This window comes from Acinetobacter sp. ANC5681, from assembly GCF_023488045.1.
Classification (GTDB): Bacteria; Pseudomonadota; Gammaproteobacteria; order Pseudomonadales; family Moraxellaceae; genus Acinetobacter.
This window is the reverse complement of sequence record NZ_JAMFKZ010000017.1, coordinates 53,169-68,116: the sequence shown is the minus strand read 5'-3', so window position 1 is coordinate 68,116 and position 14,948 is coordinate 53,169. Positions and strand designations below refer to the sequence as shown.

The 14,948-nt window shown below is 37.2% G+C and carries 15 protein-coding genes and 1 tRNA gene; 13 read left to right on the top strand and 3 right to left on the bottom strand.

Going from position 1 to position 14,948, the window contains the following annotated elements:
- Nucleotides 1-78: 78 nt before the first annotated feature.
- Together trhP and M5121_RS10885 are read left to right on the top strand one after the other, a co-directional pair.
- Entirely contained in the window at nucleotides 79-1,386 is a 1,308-nt protein-coding gene (gene trhP / locus M5121_RS10890; RefSeq protein WP_502798281.1) for a prephenate-dependent tRNA uridine(34) hydroxylase TrhP, read from the top strand.
- Nucleotides 1,387-1,388: 2 nt separating this feature from the next.
- Nucleotides 1,389-1,643, top strand: coding sequence for a YfhL family 4Fe-4S dicluster ferredoxin (locus tag M5121_RS10885; RefSeq protein WP_087545682.1), 255 nt, complete (start codon nucleotides 1,389-1,391; stop codon nucleotides 1,641-1,643).
- A gap of 392 nt (nucleotides 1,644-2,035) precedes the next feature.
- Here the strand turns inward: M5121_RS10885 and glyA are convergent, their stop codons facing one another.
- Together glyA and M5121_RS10875 are read right to left on the bottom strand one after the other, a co-directional pair.
- Nucleotides 2,036-3,292 carry a serine hydroxymethyltransferase gene (glyA, locus tag M5121_RS10880; RefSeq protein ID WP_249571189.1) on the bottom strand — a complete coding sequence of 419 codons (1,257 nt, stop codon included), beginning with the start codon at nucleotides 3,290-3,292 and terminating at the stop codon, nucleotides 2,036-2,038.
- 240 nt (nucleotides 3,293-3,532) lie between these two features.
- On the bottom strand, nucleotides 3,533-4,810 hold the full coding sequence (locus M5121_RS10875) for an alpha/beta fold hydrolase (protein WP_249571188.1): 1,278 nt from the start codon (nucleotides 4,808-4,810) through the stop codon (nucleotides 3,533-3,535).
- Nucleotides 4,811-5,074: 264 nt separating this feature from the next.
- On the opposite strand from M5121_RS10875, the gene M5121_RS10870 reads away from it, so the two are divergent.
- The 11 genes from M5121_RS10870 to M5121_RS10820 all read left to right on the top strand — a co-directional run bounded on the left by M5121_RS10870 (nucleotide 5,075) and on the right by M5121_RS10820 (nucleotide 14,352).
- Nucleotides 5,075-5,767: a 3'-5' exonuclease gene (locus M5121_RS10870; RefSeq protein WP_249571187.1), complete on the top strand. Its 693-nt coding sequence runs from the start codon at nucleotides 5,075-5,077 to the stop codon at nucleotides 5,765-5,767.
- A 140-nt stretch (nucleotides 5,768-5,907) separates the two neighbouring features.
- Nucleotides 5,908-6,480, top strand: a complete 573-nt coding sequence (locus M5121_RS10865) for a hypothetical protein (RefSeq protein ID WP_249571186.1) — start codon at nucleotides 5,908-5,910, stop codon at nucleotides 6,478-6,480.
- A 119-nt stretch (nucleotides 6,481-6,599) separates the two neighbouring features.
- Nucleotides 6,600-6,675 (top strand) — tRNA-Arg (locus tag M5121_RS10860).
- Nucleotides 6,676-7,203: 528 nt separating this feature from the next.
- Nucleotides 7,204-8,139 (top strand): ABC transporter ATP-binding protein, encoded by a 936-nt coding sequence (locus M5121_RS10855; RefSeq protein ID WP_005159668.1) that lies wholly within the window; start codon nucleotides 7,204-7,206, stop codon nucleotides 8,137-8,139.
- The gene (locus M5121_RS10850; protein ID WP_249571185.1) at nucleotides 8,136-8,909 is read left to right on the top strand and encodes an ABC transporter permease; all 774 of its coding nucleotides are present in this window, start codon (nucleotides 8,136-8,138) and stop codon (nucleotides 8,907-8,909) included. Before M5121_RS10855 ends, M5121_RS10850 begins: the two co-directional genes overlap by 4 nt.
- Nucleotides 8,906-9,721, top strand: coding sequence for an NADPH-dependent 7-cyano-7-deazaguanine reductase QueF (gene queF / locus M5121_RS10845; RefSeq protein WP_249571184.1), 816 nt, complete (start codon nucleotides 8,906-8,908; stop codon nucleotides 9,719-9,721). Before M5121_RS10850 ends, queF begins: the two co-directional genes overlap by 4 nt.
- A 33-nt stretch (nucleotides 9,722-9,754) precedes the next feature.
- Nucleotides 9,755-10,414 carry a hypothetical protein gene (locus M5121_RS10840; RefSeq protein ID WP_249571183.1) on the top strand — a complete coding sequence of 220 codons (660 nt, stop codon included), beginning with the start codon at nucleotides 9,755-9,757 and terminating at the stop codon, nucleotides 10,412-10,414.
- Nucleotides 10,415-10,656: 242 nt separating this feature from the next.
- A complete protein-coding gene (gene rodA / locus M5121_RS10835; protein WP_178882797.1) occupies nucleotides 10,657-11,799 on the top strand; it encodes a rod shape-determining protein RodA in 1,143 nt (380 codons plus the stop codon).
- A 19-nt stretch (nucleotides 11,800-11,818) separates the two neighbouring features.
- Nucleotides 11,819-12,820 carry a lytic murein transglycosylase B gene (gene mltB, locus M5121_RS10830; RefSeq protein ID WP_249571182.1) on the top strand — a complete coding sequence of 334 codons (1,002 nt, stop codon included), beginning with the start codon at nucleotides 11,819-11,821 and terminating at the stop codon, nucleotides 12,818-12,820.
- A gap of 286 nt (nucleotides 12,821-13,106) precedes the next feature.
- Nucleotides 13,107-13,718 carry a septal ring lytic transglycosylase RlpA family protein gene (locus M5121_RS10825; protein ID WP_005159659.1) on the top strand — a complete coding sequence of 204 codons (612 nt, stop codon included), beginning with the start codon at nucleotides 13,107-13,109 and terminating at the stop codon, nucleotides 13,716-13,718.
- Nucleotides 13,719-13,899: 181 nt separating this feature from the next.
- A complete protein-coding gene (locus tag M5121_RS10820; protein ID WP_004662548.1) occupies nucleotides 13,900-14,352 on the top strand; it encodes an Mpo1 family 2-hydroxy fatty acid dioxygenase in 453 nt (150 codons plus the stop codon).
- Between the two features lie 40 nt (nucleotides 14,353-14,392).
- Here the strand turns inward: M5121_RS10820 and M5121_RS10815 are convergent, their stop codons facing one another.
- The gene (locus tag M5121_RS10815) at nucleotides 14,393-14,875 is read right to left on the bottom strand and encodes a DUF3465 domain-containing protein (protein ID WP_249571181.1); all 483 of its coding nucleotides are present in this window, start codon (nucleotides 14,873-14,875) and stop codon (nucleotides 14,393-14,395) included.
- Nucleotides 14,876-14,948 lie beyond the last annotated feature (73 nt).

The window sequence follows — 14,948 nt, the reverse complement described above, 5'->3', positions numbered from 1 at the left end:
AAATCAAATGGCAGAAGACTTTTATCGGTTAGCTGCCTAGAATCTCCCAAGTGAAAGTCTCCTGCTAATTCAGCACACATCAATGGAGCAGATGCAGTTTATGCAGGACAACCACGTTACAGTCTCCGTGTTCGTAATAATGAATTTGATCATGAAAATTTAAAAATCGGAATTGATGAAGCACATGCATTAGGCAAAAAATTCTATGTTGTTGCTAATATTCAGCCACATAACAGCAAACTTAAAAATTTTATTCGTGACATCGAGCCAATTATTGCGATGCAACCTGATGCATTAATTATGTCGGATCCAGGCTTAATTATGATGGTTCGCGAACATTTCCCTGACATGCCTATCCACCTTTCGGTACAAGCCAATGCGATTAATTGGGCAACTGTAAAATTCTGGAAAGACTATGGTTTAAGCCGAGTCATTCTTTCTCGTGAACTCGCATTAGAAGAAATTGAAGAAATACAGAAAAATGTACCAGAAATTGAACTTGAGGTTTTTGTACATGGCGCGCTATGCATGGCCTATTCAGGTCGATGCCTACTTTCTGGATATATGAATAAACGTGATGCTAATCAAGGCGCATGTACCAATGCTTGTCGTTGGGAATATAAAATTCATAAAGCACAAGAAGATGCCAATGGTGACATGATTCCTGTTCAGCAGATAGAACCATCCAAACAATGCTGTTCCAATACAGTTGAAGATGATCTAGTTCAAAGTGTTTTAGTGCAACGTAATGATGAAGAAATGTTTGCGGCTGAAGAAGATGAACATGGTACTTATTTCATGAACTCGAAAGACTTACGTGCCATTCAACATGTTGATCGTTTGACTCATATGGGAATTGCTTCACTTAAAATTGAAGGACGAACAAAATCCTATTTTTACTGTGCTCGAACAGCTCAAATTTATCGTAAAGCAATTGATGATGCGCTATCAGGTCAACCATTTGACTCAAGTCTAATGGATCAACTTGAAGGTCTGGCCAATCGTGGTTATACAGAAGGATTTTTACGTCGCCATGTGCATAGCGATTACCAAAATTATGAGGATGGTTCATCACATTTCGACTATCAACAGTTTTGTGGTGAGGTAATTGAACGCAACGGAGATTATGTTCGAGTCGAAGTTAAAAATCGGTTTTTAGTTGACGACACTCTTGAGCTCATGACTCCCAAAGGTAATCTTGTCTTCACTTTAACTGAAATGCGTGATTTAAAAGGTCATCCAATCGACAATGCAAAAGGTTCTGGACATATTGTGGAAATCCCACTTTCAGCAGATATCGATATTACTTATGCCTTATTAATCCGTCATCTTCCACACGCCAAAACGCAGTTAAAAACTGATGCACTTGCATATTCGGCAGATTAAATATGGCGCTATTCATTACCACAGCATGTATCAACTGTGATATGTGCTTACCAGAATGCCCGAATCAAGCGATTTATGAAGGTGCAAAAATCTACGAAATTGACCCGCAACGTTGCACTGAATGTGTCGGCTTCTACGAATCACCCACATGTATTGCAGTTTGCCCTATTGATTGTATTAAACCTGATCCTTTACACATAGAGAGCAAGGATCAACTGCAAATTAAATTTAATAGCTTAAATTTATTAGGTAATTAGAGGCTTACACAATATAAGTGAATCACTCAATCGCATATCAATCATCGATTATCATCTCTAAAAAGAAAGCAATATTTACAGACTTAGGCAAAACACTGGCACCAAACTTGCTTTTTAGTATTACGTTTTTAACAATTAGAGAAATTTGCTCAGCTTGTTGATTATCATAAGGCTTTTGAAACTGTCGCACCTCATGTTTGAATTCACCCTCAAGATACACAAATCGTCTTTACTCGTACTGGAACACATGCTGAATTATTCAAGTAACATCAATACAAAAAGATTCAGCCGAAAAATTGAATTCTTTTAGCTAGCTCCAATAAATCATCACCATAAAAAACACCCCAAACCAAAGTTTGAGGTGTGTTTAGAATTCTATTTAGCAAAGCAAATTATGCAGCATAAACAGGGAATTTAGCGCACACTGCTTCAACTTTCGCTTTCACATCAGCAATCACTTGTTCATTACCTTTACTGTCGATAATGTCGGCGATCCAACCTGCAAGGTCACGAACTTCATCTTCACCAAAACCACGAGTGGTTACAGCTGGCGTACCAATACGAATACCAGAAGTCACGAATGGAGAACGTGGGTCATTTGGAACAGCATTTTTATTTACTGTGATATGAGCAGCGCCTAACCATGCATCAGCATCTTTACCCGTTACATCTTCTTGTTTAATTAAAGATAATAAGAATAAATGGTTATCAGTACCACCAGATACAACATCATAACCACGAGCAATGAATACTTCAGCCATTGCTTGAGCATTCTTAACAACTTGCTGTTGGTAAGTTTTATATTCAGGTGCCATAGCTTCTTTAAAACAGATTGCTTTAGCAGCAATTGCGTGCATTAAAGGACCACCCTGATTACCAGGGAAAACAGCAGATTGAAGTTTTTTCTCGATTTCTTCGTTTGCTTTAGCAAGGATTAAACCAGAACGTGGACCACGCAGTGTTTTGTGTGTTGTTGTCGTGGTCACATCTGCAATTTGAACTGGGTTAGGGTAAACACCAGCAGCAACCAGACCAGCAACGTGCGCCATATCAACAAACAGGTAAGCACCTACTTTGTCTGCGATATCACGGAAACGCTGCCAATCAACAACACGGCTATAAGCAGAGAAACCAGCAACGATCATGCGTGGTTTGTGCTCTAAAGCCAAACGTTCAACTTCTTCATAATCAATTTCGCCCGTTTCTGGGTTTAAACCGTACTGGATCGCATTATAAGTTTTACCAGAGAAGCTAACTTTAGCACCGTGAGTCAAGTGACCACCGTGAGCCAAGCTCATACCTAATACTGTATCACCAGGATTAAGAAGCGCTAAGTAAACTGCTGAGTTTGCTTGTGAGCCTGCGTGTGGTTGTACGTTTGCATAATCTGCACCAAACAACTCTTTTGCACGGTCAATTGCAAGTTGCTCGATAACGTCAACATATTCACAACCGCCATAATAGCGTTTGCCTGGATAGCCTTCTGCATATTTGTTAGTAAGTTTTGAGCCTTGAGCTTCCATTACAGCTGGTGAGCAATAGTTTTCAGAAGCAATTAACTCGATGTGAGCTTCTTGGCGGTCGCCTTCAGAAGCGATCGCTTGAGCTAATTCTGGATCAAATTCAGCAATAGAGATATTGGCAAACATTAGCGGAGGGTCCTATAAATTAGGGCTTTTAAGCCGTGCTAAAGATTGGTGCGAATTATAGCATGAAGTTTGCTGTTACAGAGCTTGATATTTATTTAATTATTCGTGAATTTTACTCACATTCCACTAATAATTTTATTCTCCTGGAGTTAATTAATTCCTTTTATCTAATTTTAATATTTCTATTGAGAATCGCACAGCTCAAACCCTGAAAAATAGGGTTGAGCTGTATGTTATTACTTATTGTTTGAGGATTTGGTTAGATGGTAAAAGGATATTAACGTCTTGGACAATTTTTCCAATATTTGTGGAATATGCTGTTGTATGATCCCATTCTCCGACTCTGTAATTAGAACTAGGAATTGCAGTTCCTACAGATTTAGCTGAGTTAACCAAAAAATCAGTCACTGGTTTAGGTACTGTTTTGTCTAATGTCCCTTGATAAATAATAATTGGAGTCGACACTTTCTTCTGCAAAGGTTGAGAATCTGTGGCTAAAAAACTTGTAACACTTGGAATTGACATAAAGTTAGTTTTTGTACGTGGATAACCCTCAAGAGTCTTATTTTTGTCTAAATAAATCCCCATTGCATTACCTAAATTTTGACCTAAGGCCTGATAGCAAACTGAATTTTCTGAAGAAGTTTCAGCAGTTGCTGCTATTTCATCTGTTGGAGAATTAAAGACATCACTAAATTTTAAGCTTGGATACTGATTTCTTAAACCAGCAGTAATTAAGGCAGTGAATGTATCTAAAGGAGCTAATATTTCTATTTTCTTAATTGGATTAGGTTCTTTATTCGCTTCGCTTTCTCCACCAGCTAAAATTAAAGCTAGATTTGACGCAGGTGCTACAGCAACTGTTCCTTTATAATCAAGCTTCGCACGACTTGCATATTGAGCTGCACCTAATGCCGCTTGACCACCTTGGGAATGCCCTACTGTCATCCACTGACCATTTGTTTTCTTATTTAAACTAGTTAAATAAGCGCGTGCAGCAACCACAGCATCAGTAATTGAATAAGCTTCACTTTTAACATTTAAGAATGGATGAGCATCTTTTTCACTTGGCTCACCTAATCCTTCATAGTCAGGAGCAACAACTACATATCCAGATTCAAGTAAAGCTTTTAATAAAACTTCATTCCCACCCAATCCTTGTTGACTTGGGGCACATTTATCCGCAACACCGGTTGTGCCATGTGCCCAAACGACTATCGGCCAACCATTTTCTGGTGGTAAAATTGAAGCCGGCGGTGTGAAGACAAGCGCTGTTGCCAATACTTCTTTATCATTAACTCCCAACATTTTATAGGTCATTATCACGCTATCAGATGACGCTGCAGCCATACCATTAAGTTCATAGTTTTTAGGAATTCCAACAACAGGGTCTTTGATATTATTTTCAGGAATCTCAGGTTTAGGTACAAAAACTGCCGATCCATTATCGTCGCCGCCACAAGCTGTCAAAAACAAAGTCGTGCTCAGCATTGCAACCGTTAATAGTTTAATTTTCATTTAGTTTTTCCTTAACTATCTTCTTTTTTGATTTTGTCCTTAGATGTTATTTTTCTAAGGCAACTACATTCATAACAATTACGCCTATTACAAAATTGTTTCAAGTATTTTTTATATCCTTTTATATTTGCTTTTTATTTGCGCAATACACTACTAATTTATTTAAAATCCAATCAATCTAAGCATGATTAAGCACAGCTCATCCTAAATTTCTTGTAAGATAAAAAGTCTGAGAGACTATCCTACCCAATTAGGTTCAACTTTATGCAAGCCATTATTTTAGATACGGAAACACATACATTAAATGGTTTGCCTATAGAAATTGCTTACGCGCCAATTGAAATTGAGCATGGAAAGCTGAGCTTAGATAAGAAAAAGATTTTTGATCAGCTGTATCAAGTTGGTCAACCTATCTCTTATGCCGCGATGGCGGTGCATCACATATTAGAATCAGACCTAGCTGATCAACCTTTTTACAGTGAGTTTCAACTGCCTGAACAAACCCAATATATTATCGGTCATAACGTTGATTACGATATTACAGCTATTGCAAAGTGCGGCGTAGATACATCAAAAATTAAACCAATTTGCACTTTAGCACTTGCACGTCGTGTTTGGGAAAATGCGGAAGCACATAATATTTCAGCCTTAATTTATCTGATCTCCAAGGGGAGTGATAAAGCTAGAGAAATGCTCAAAGGTGCTCATAGAGCTGATGCTGACATTATTTTAACAGCTAATATTTTGATGCATATCATTCATCAATTAAACATTGAAAATATTGAACAGCTTTATATAGCTTCAGAAGAAGCTCGTATTCCGAAGAGTATTACTTTTGGTAAACACAAAGGTACTGCGATTCAAGATCTTCCAGCGGATTATATCCAATGGCTTTTACGCCAAGACGATCTTGATCTCTATTTACGTAAGGCATTGGAAACAAAATTAGTTAGATAAGCCCTCTTAGAAAATTTTTTAAATTATTTTCCAGTCATTCCAATCAAGACAATGATATTTAATAAATTGTTAATATTATTGTCATTTTTTAACTTTATCTTAATCCTCATGCTAGATCTTAGGCTTGTGGGGATTAAGAAATGTCTAATTTTTTCAAAACTGAACTCGGGCAAAATGCCCTGCAACAACGTGATAGTGCTTTAACTCCACGCCAGCGTCGTTTATTGCTTTTGATTGATCATGAAGATTTTCAAGAACTTGATCATGGATATAAAGAAAGAATAGCACCTACGGAATTAGTTCAACAACTGATTGATATGGGCTTATTAGCACATCAACAACCCGAATCCATACATATTGAAGAAGAAGTCACATCAGAAGAGAATAATACTTCTACGAAAATCTCACACATTCAACCAGATCAAAATAAAAACATATCTAATCCAGCAGAAAATCTTGAAGCAGAAATTATTACCTTAGAAAAACTTCCTTTTATTGAAATCCAACAAGTTATGATTCAAACCTTAACAACTTATTGTGGTTTAATGGCGAGACCATTAATACAAAAAATACAGATAATCAAAAACTTACAGCAATTAAAAGCTTGCCAAATGCAATGGATTACTTTTCTACAAGAATCAAGAATTCCTCCAACACAATTGAATCAAACGTTGAAGTTGATTAATTATTCGGTACAGCATTTGCAAACATGATTTAAATATTTTGGCAATTAAGCTTCAAAATCGTTGTTTTAATAAACAATAGATCATATTGCTTACGTCTTTATATTTACCTCTATGTATTTTTTGCCTATGATGTGCCACACATGTATGCGCTCATAGCTCAACTGGATAGAGTACAGGTCTCCGAAGCCTGTGGCGTGGGTTCGAGTCCCGCTGAGCGCACCAAATTCGTTTTTCAATTCATATCAAAAGCATTGCACAATAAGAACTCTTAATTTAAGTTTATTATCATAACTTCCCATGCTTTCCCAACTATTACCGTAATTGATGCGGTAAAGATTGCGGTAAACCTTAAATTACTCAAAAAAGTTACCGTAAAGATGCCAAAACAAATCGTTGGCTTTTCTCTATTATTAATTAGCTGTATTTATTTAATTACTTTTTTAATAAAAATTCTTCTTTTCAAAATCAATTTATCGTTAAGTCTTAAGCTAACAACAAAAGTCTTAAAAGCTACGCTCTATTGCTTACGATTATTTTGATAATCGTACCTATAGTTGATGCGATAATTAAAACTCTAAGATTTTGATAATAAATAAAAAATTTAATATTTGACAATTTAAAAGTAGATCATTTTACAAAATTATCGAATTAATCGTTCTATTTCTAAAACGCCAGAAACCTATTTTTCTACTTGGTTTATTTTTTCATATCACTCAAAATAGTCGTTCTATTTAACAACGTGAGACGTTCATGACTGATGCTTTGGTGTTGAGCGATTTGTCCAAAACTTATCGTAATGGTTTTCAGGCGTTAAAAGGTATTGATTTGACCGTACCTGAAGGTGAATTTTATGCATTATTAGGTCCTAATGGTGCGGGTAAATCTACAACGATTAGTATCATTAGCTCTTTAACCAAAAAAACATCGGGTACAGTAGAAATCTTTGGGCATAACTTAGATACCCATCCATCCCATGCGAAACAATGTCTTGGTGTTGTTCCTCAAGAGTTTAACTTCGGTCAATTCGAAAAAACTTTCGATATTTTAGTGACACAAGCAGGTTATTACGGCATTCCTAAAAAACATGCTGAACAACGTGCTGAATATTATTTAGAAAAACTCGGTTTATGGGAAAAACGTAATATTCAATCACGTATGCTTTCAGGTGGTATGAAGCGTCGTTTAATGATTGCACGTGCCATGATGCATGAACCTAAGTTGCTTATATTAGATGAACCAACTGCCGGTGTAGATATTGAGTTACGTCGTTCAATGTGGGATTTTCTCACTGAAATGAATGAAAAAGGCACATCAATTATTTTAACGACACATTATTTAGAAGAAGCTGAGATGCTTTGTCGTCGCATCGCAATTATTGATCGTGGTGTGATTAAAGAAGATACCACCATGAAAGGCTTTCTTAATCAACTCAATGAAGAATCATTCATCTGTGACCTCGCTGAACCTATTGAAAATTTGCAACTGGATATCATCGGCTTCAAATTTAATTTAATTGATCCAATGACATTAGAAGTCACTATGGACAAGGCGCATAACATGAATGATCTGTTCCTGATCCTGCAATCACAAAATATTCAAGTCAGCAGTATGCGCAATAAATCCAATCGTTTGGAAGAATTATTCGTGAAAATGGTCGAGAAGAATCTTGCTGGAGCGAATCAGTGAACTTTAATCAATTAAAAACAGCACTTTGGACTTTGGTTGTTAAAGAAATTCGCCGTTTCATGCGGATATGGCCACAAACTTTATTACCACCAGCGATTACCATGAGCCTATATTTTGTGATTTTTGGCAACTTAGTTGGCTCTCGTATTGGCGAAATGGGCGGCTTTAGCTATATGCAATTTATTGTGCCAGGCTTAATTATGATGGCGGTGATCACGAATAGCTACGCCAACGTTTCATCAAGTTTCTTTAGTGCCAAATTTCAAAAAAGTATTGAAGAACTGATCATGAGCCCTGTGCCCTTACACCTGATTCTTTGGGGCTATGTGATTGGTGGCGTATGTCGTGGTGTGTTGGTCGGTTTGATTGTGACCATCATGAGTTTATTCTTTACTCACTTAGAAATTTATAATCTATTCGTGACTATATATACTGTCATTATTACTTCACTATTATTCTCGCTTGGTGGTTTCATCAATGCGGTTTATGCGAAGTCATTTGATGATATCTCTATTATCCCGACTTTTGTATTGACTCCACTTACCTATTTAGGTGGTGTCTTTTATGCGATTAGTGCGCTTAGCCCATTTTGGCAAAATTTATCTTTAGTCAATCCAATTGTATATATGGTCAATGCTTTCCGTTTTGGCATTTTAGGGCACAGTGACGTCAATGTAACGTTCTCACTAAGTATCGTTACCCTATGCTGTGTTGCGCTCTATGCAGTTGCTTATCATTTATTAGCTCGTGGTTCAGGAATGCGTGAATGAGTGTTGAACATTCTTTATTGGGTAAAGACACCCAATACCCTACTCAATATCAGCCAGAGGTTTTATTTCCAATTTCCCGTGCTGAGTCTCGTCAACAGTATTTGCATGTTGAAGGCATTACACAAGGTAAAGATTGGTGGCATGTATTTGAAATTTCATGGCTGAATCATCTTGGTTTACCACAAGTGGCGATTGGTCGTTTAACCTTACCCGCCAACTCTCCCAACTTAATTGAATCAAAGTCACTTAAACTTTATTTCAATAGCATGAACTTTACGCAGTTTGAGTCTCAACAAGCTTTTGTCGAAACGGTTGAACGTGACTTATCCAATGCGGCGGGTGGAAAAGTTGAACTACAATTATTCCAAGTTGATGATTTAGAAATTTCTAAACCGCAGGGGATTTGTATTGATGATCTCATCCCTGAGCGTCTATCTGAGCATCCAGATTCAACTCTATTAAGGTTAGATCCTGCGACCCAAGAAAGTGTTGAAATTGAACTTTACTCTCATCTTTTAAGAAGTAATTGTCCAGTCACAGGACAACCAGATTGGGGTACGATTTTTATTCGTTTTCAAGGTAAAAAACCTTGTTATCGCAGCATATTAGCCTATATTATCTCGTACCGTCAGCACAATGGTTTCCATGAGCAATGTGTCGAGCAAATATTTGCTGATATTTGGCAATTGCTTCAACCTGAAAAGTTGATGGTCTATGCAACCTATACACGCCGTGGAGGCTTGGATATTAACCCATGCCGTGTATCAGACTTGTCATGGATGCCCGAGCCAATTCGCTTGGCGAGACAATAAAACGAATAAATTTGATATAGAGGAAATGTTTCAATGACCAGTTATTTCGGTATTCTTCCATCAGCAGGTTTGAGTCAGGATATTCAACTTGCACAGGCTAGCCGTAACAGTAAAGAACCACAATACCCTTTACGTGACAAAATCTCTTTACAATTGTCGGATGAATTACTAGACAACATGCTGATTAAGCTGGTTCAACAATTTCCGCCAAGTGATAAGCGTGACACTACCGAGAAGCTTGCCACCAAAATTCGTGGCATTGTTGAGACTTTACTTAAACAGTTATTAGGCAAGGCACCAAACGAGCAGGTTCTTGAATCGTTGTCGTTTATGGAAAAAAGCCTGTTTACTGACAATGAGGGTCAACAACGTCTTGGTACGGTTCTGCCTGATACGCTGGTCACTGACATGAAAAAAAGCTTTGCAGAAGTCGCTGCTGGAAATGGCAAGGCACAACGTGATGCATTAACCCAGCAATTTAAAACTTTTGCTGATGCATTGATTCACCACTTCATGACCGAATTTAACAAAACGCTGGGTCTGGGCATGATGAAACGTGGTGTTGCGAGCGTTGCAACCAGTGGTGTCGAAACAGCCGTTCACATTGTGATCAATAAGCTCATTCCAGGTTTAAGCCAAGGTGAACTTGAAGTATTTGCAAAACATTTTGATCAGTTATTGGTTCAAAAGTAATTCTCCAAATGATGCAAAAGCGATGGTCATGGAACCATCGCTTTTTATTAGGCGCATGCAATATAACATTTAATATATAACATTGATTTATAATAATTATTTAATATAATCCATAGATAACAGATGATCATTTCAATTATAAACTGGATACTTATAGATCTCACATTTTCTAAATTTGCACGCTCTAAATCCGCATTTATGTTAGCATTCGCGAAGCCTTGATTTACCTGATTTAGAATCACATGTCCCCAAGCTCACAATACAAATTTTTACGTCAAGCACCTCGTGATGGCTTAAGTACAGCTGCACAGCCCTCTCGTTGGCAACAATTGCATATCGACCCTTGGCTTTGTTCTTTTTTGGTTTTAAATGCCTTACTTGGACTCACAGTATTATATAGTGCTTCTGCGCAAGATGTCGGACTAGTCAGTAAGCAAGCAATGAGCTTTGGGATTGGCTTTATTGTTATGTTTAGTTTGGCTCAAATCCCCCCAAAGGTATATCAGGCATTTTCACCTTATTTTTATGTGTTTGGTGTACTTTCCTTAGTGGCAGTCGTCATTTTTGGCGAAGTCCGTATGGGAGCACAACGTTGGATTGATATCCCTGGCTTCGGCAGTGTGCAACCCAGTGAATTTATGAAGATTGGTATGCCAATGATGATTGCTTGGTTTCTATCACGAAAAGCATTACCTCCGAGCCTTTCACAAGTTGTACTGTCATTGATGTTGATTGTCGTACCTTTTCTACTTATTGCAGAACAGCCTGACTTAGGTACATCACTACTGGTTCTGGCCAGTGGTATTTTCGTACTATTTTTAAGTGGTTTATCTTGGCGACTCATCGCTGCAGCAGCAGGTCTAGCCGCAATTATTATTCCAATTGCTTGGGAATTTTTACTACATGATTATCAACGTCAGCGTGTTCTTACATTATTAGATCCTGAAGCAGATGCTCTTGGCACAGGTTGGAACATTATTCAGTCTAAAACTGCGATTGGCTCAGGAGGATTCTCAGGTAAAGGGTTCTTAGAAGGCACCCAATCTCATCTACATTTCTTACCTGAAGGCCATACCGACTTTATTATTGCCGCTTATTCTGAAGAATTTGGCTTAATTGGCGTGACACTGCTTATTATTCTTTATTGTGCAATTATCTTTAGAACATTCCAAATTGGATTGCAGTGCTTCCATAACTATGGTCGCTTGGTCGCAGGCGCATTTGGTTTGTCATTTTTTGTTTATGTATTTGTAAATGCAGGTATGGTCAGTGGTATTTTACCCGTAGTTGGTGTGCCTTTACCCTTCATGAGTTATGGTGGGACGGCAATTATTACCCTGATGTCTACTTTTGGACTGGTTATGTCTATTCATACACATCGATAATGAGGAATTTTATAAACATATGTTTCTTCCTAATTTAAATAAAACTTTTAAATTGCTTGGTTTGAGTGCCAGTTTATTTGTCAGCAGTAATTGGGCTCAAGCAAATGAATTTTATACACATCCGAATTACTTTGCTTTTAAGCAGAAAGCAATGTCAACTTATAATTTAACGAGTGAACAAATTGATGCAGCCATGAGTGGCGCTAAGGATTTACCTAATATTCTCAATATCATGACTCGCCCAGGCGAAAGTAAACCTTGGTATGAATATCGTTCAATGTTTCTTGTTGATGGCACTATTCAACGCGGGGCAAACTTTAAAAATCAATATCAAGATGCGTTGAATCGTGCTGAACAGCAGTTTGGCGTACCTAAAACAGTCATTCTGGGCATTTTAGGTGTAGAAACAGGTTATGGTGCGAATAAGGGCTCTTTCGTCACTAGAGATGCGCTTGCGACACTCGCTTTCGGTTATCCTCGTCGAGCAGACTATTTTAGTGAAGAATTAGCCGCCTTGATCGCTTGGACGTACAAAGAAGGTTATCCAACAAATAGTATCGTGGGTTCATATGCAGGTGCTATTGGTTATCCGCAATTCATGCCAAGCAATATTCAAAAGTTGGGCGTAGATTATGATGGAAATGGTCACATTGATTTAAGAAATTCAGCAACAGATGCTATTGGCTCTATTGCTAACTATTTAGCTCAACATGGTTGGCAGCGCGATCGACCAATTGGGTTTCCAGCCCGTTACTTAGGCAACAACCCAGATAGTATTATTTCCAAGGATTTAACCCAACCTATTCCCTATGGAGAATTGAAAAGACTAGGGGTTTCCCCTGTTGACCCTTTGGTAAAAATTGATGATTTAGACTTGGTCAATGTCATTCAATTACAAGACCAATTTGGTCCAATTTACTATATTACTTATCCAAATTTCCAAGTGATTACGACTTATAATAAAAGTCGTATGTATGCAACAGCAGTATGGTTATTGGGCACCGAAGTAGCTAGTCGATAGACTAGCTTTTTTATAACATTCTGAAAAGTCAATAAAAAAATAAAGCAAAAAGATCACATATTCAGCAAAAAATATATTTTGTTACAAAATTGATTATTTTTTAACCACAAACTGTAAGTTTTTGCCCTTTTTGTAACTATTTATCGTTAAAGACTAGACACACTTTGTAAGCGATGAATATTATCCACTCAAGTAAAGTAATTGCAAAAGTGAATAATTAGACATGTGCACTATGTTTCAAAGTTGTTTTTGAAATAGAAAAGCATGTTCTCTAGGAGTTTATACAATGCAGTTTTCGCTAAAATATATTCTAGCGCTGACAGCAGGCTTAAGTTTAAGCCCGTTACATGCGGAAATGGTACAATCGACATCAATGAATAATGATGTGGATGGTTCTAATTTAGCTGCCCGCGTACTAAGCAAAGATTCTCAAAATTTTAATTCACGTTTTTCAAACGTTAATAGTCTTTCAATCACTGAGCGTTCAGGTGACCAAATCCGTCGCCAAACGATTGCTGCAAAAATCGATATTCCTGAAGACGAGCCTTCAGTGATTGAAAAACTGAATACTGTTGCTTCGAACACAGTTCGTAAATTCAGCCAAAGTGGCGTTGCATCTTGGTATGGACGTCAGTTTCATGGTCGTAAAACAGCAAGCGGTGAAACATTCGATATGAATGGATTAACTGCAGCTCACCGTAGCCTTCCTTTAAACTGTTATATCCGTGTAACAAATAAAGACAACGGCAAGAGTGTTGTAGTAAAAGTAAATGATCGTGGTCCATTCCATGGTAACCGAGTACTAGATTTATCTTATGGTGCTGCAAAGCAACTTGGTATGTCTGGTTCTGGTACTAGTAATGTGAGCATCGAACGAGTTGATGGGCCAAGTTCTTAATAACTTAGTTTTACACTCTCCAAAAAAAGCCACCTAGTGTGGCTTTTTTTATTATGAGACTAAAGAATTTAGAAATTACAGTTATTTTTTGGAGCAACATCATATCCGCGAATGATTTTGACCCTTTTTATTTAATTCGTTATATTGAGCAAATAAAAATGAATAGAGTAAAGGAATTAACATGAAGTCAATTGATACGTGGTTTGATGAGTATAGTGACAGCCATCAAAATCAAACCAATAAAAAAATTCATTGGGTTTGTGTCCCAGCTATTCTTTTTTCAATTATTGGTATTTTGGCTCATTTTAGCACCCTACTCACCGCTTTGCTTCTTGTACTCACTTTAGTATTTTATGCTCGCTTAGATATTGTTTTGGCTGTTGCAATGGCTGCACTGTTAGCCGTTATGGCATGGCTCATTATTATTTTACCTGTAGGCGTAGGATTCTATATTGGTGTCTTTGTGATTGCTTGGATTGGCCAATTTTATGGTCACAAAGTTGAAGGGAAAAAGCCTTCTTTCTTTAAAGACTTACAATTCCTCCTCATTGGCCCTGTATGGTGCATGGACGCTTATTTAGCTAAAGTCCTACCTAAATGGAAATCTCGTCAGAAATTAGCGCTTACAAGCTGATTGAGAACATGCAAATAGAATAAGTGATAAAGGGAAAATATCATTGATATATTTTCCCTTTATATTTTAACCATCCGTCAATATGTTTTCTTTGTGGATCATGATGGGTCCAATGAATCACACCGCCTTTTGGGTTATATTCATATTCACCAAAAAACTCAAGTTGATCACCTTTTTTAAGCTCGTCTATTCTTGGGGCTAAATCAATATTATGTGCAATCAAAACCGTTAAACCATTCTCAAGTTTAAGAATAATTTTCTGATGTTTTGAACCTTGATTGTCATCTGGTAAAACTGCTTTCACAATACCCTGCGCTTGAACTTGAATATTGCTTCTTTGCTGTTGATAAGCCTGCATGATCTTGTTTTGATCATCAACAGAAATATTAGTATCTGAAACTGAAGTTTGTGTGGTGCTGCTAGTAATTCTAGTATTTTGCTTTTCTTTAAAATCGAAACTCAAATAAGCTGCAAACAACAAAATGATTACTACAAGAATTAGATTATTTATTTTAGTTTTCATCGCAAATTTCCTAACCAAATCCAGATAACAAAATGCCAATCAAGTTGATTGGCATTTTGTTGCTTATCGAACT

Bases quoted from the DNA above. Each gene is read 5' to 3' on its own strand.
- glyA (WP_249571189.1), bottom strand. From the start codon at position 3,292: ATGTTTGCCAATATCTCTATTGCTGAATTTGATCCAGAATTAGCTCAA.
- M5121_RS10865 (WP_249571186.1), top strand. From the start codon at position 5,908: ATGTCTAATTTTTTCAAAACTGAACTCGGGCAAAATGCCCTGCAACAA.
- M5121_RS10840 (WP_249571183.1), top strand. From the start codon at position 9,755: ATGACCAGTTATTTCGGTATTCTTCCATCAGCAGGTTTGAGTCAGGAT.
- M5121_RS10875 (WP_249571188.1), bottom strand. From the start codon at position 4,810: ATGAAAATTAAACTATTAACGGTTGCAATGCTGAGCACGACTTTGTTT.
- M5121_RS10855 (WP_005159668.1), top strand. From the start codon at position 7,204: ATGACTGATGCTTTGGTGTTGAGCGATTTGTCCAAAACTTATCGTAAT.
- M5121_RS10885 (WP_087545682.1), top strand. From the start codon at position 1,389: ATGGCGCTATTCATTACCACAGCATGTATCAACTGTGATATGTGCTTA.
- M5121_RS10820 (WP_004662548.1), top strand. From the start codon at position 13,900: ATGAAGTCAATTGATACGTGGTTTGATGAGTATAGTGACAGCCATCAA.
- M5121_RS10825 (WP_005159659.1), top strand. From the start codon at position 13,107: ATGCAGTTTTCGCTAAAATATATTCTAGCGCTGACAGCAGGCTTAAGT.
- rodA (WP_178882797.1), top strand. From the start codon at position 10,657: ATGTCCCCAAGCTCACAATACAAATTTTTACGTCAAGCACCTCGTGAT.
- M5121_RS10870 (WP_249571187.1), top strand. From the start codon at position 5,075: ATGCAAGCCATTATTTTAGATACGGAAACACATACATTAAATGGTTTG.
- M5121_RS10815 (WP_249571181.1), bottom strand. From the start codon at position 14,875: ATGAAAACTAAAATAAATAATCTAATTCTTGTAGTAATCATTTTGTTG.
- queF (WP_249571184.1), top strand. From the start codon at position 8,906: ATGAGTGTTGAACATTCTTTATTGGGTAAAGACACCCAATACCCTACT.
- mltB (WP_249571182.1), top strand. From the start codon at position 11,819: ATGTTTCTTCCTAATTTAAATAAAACTTTTAAATTGCTTGGTTTGAGT.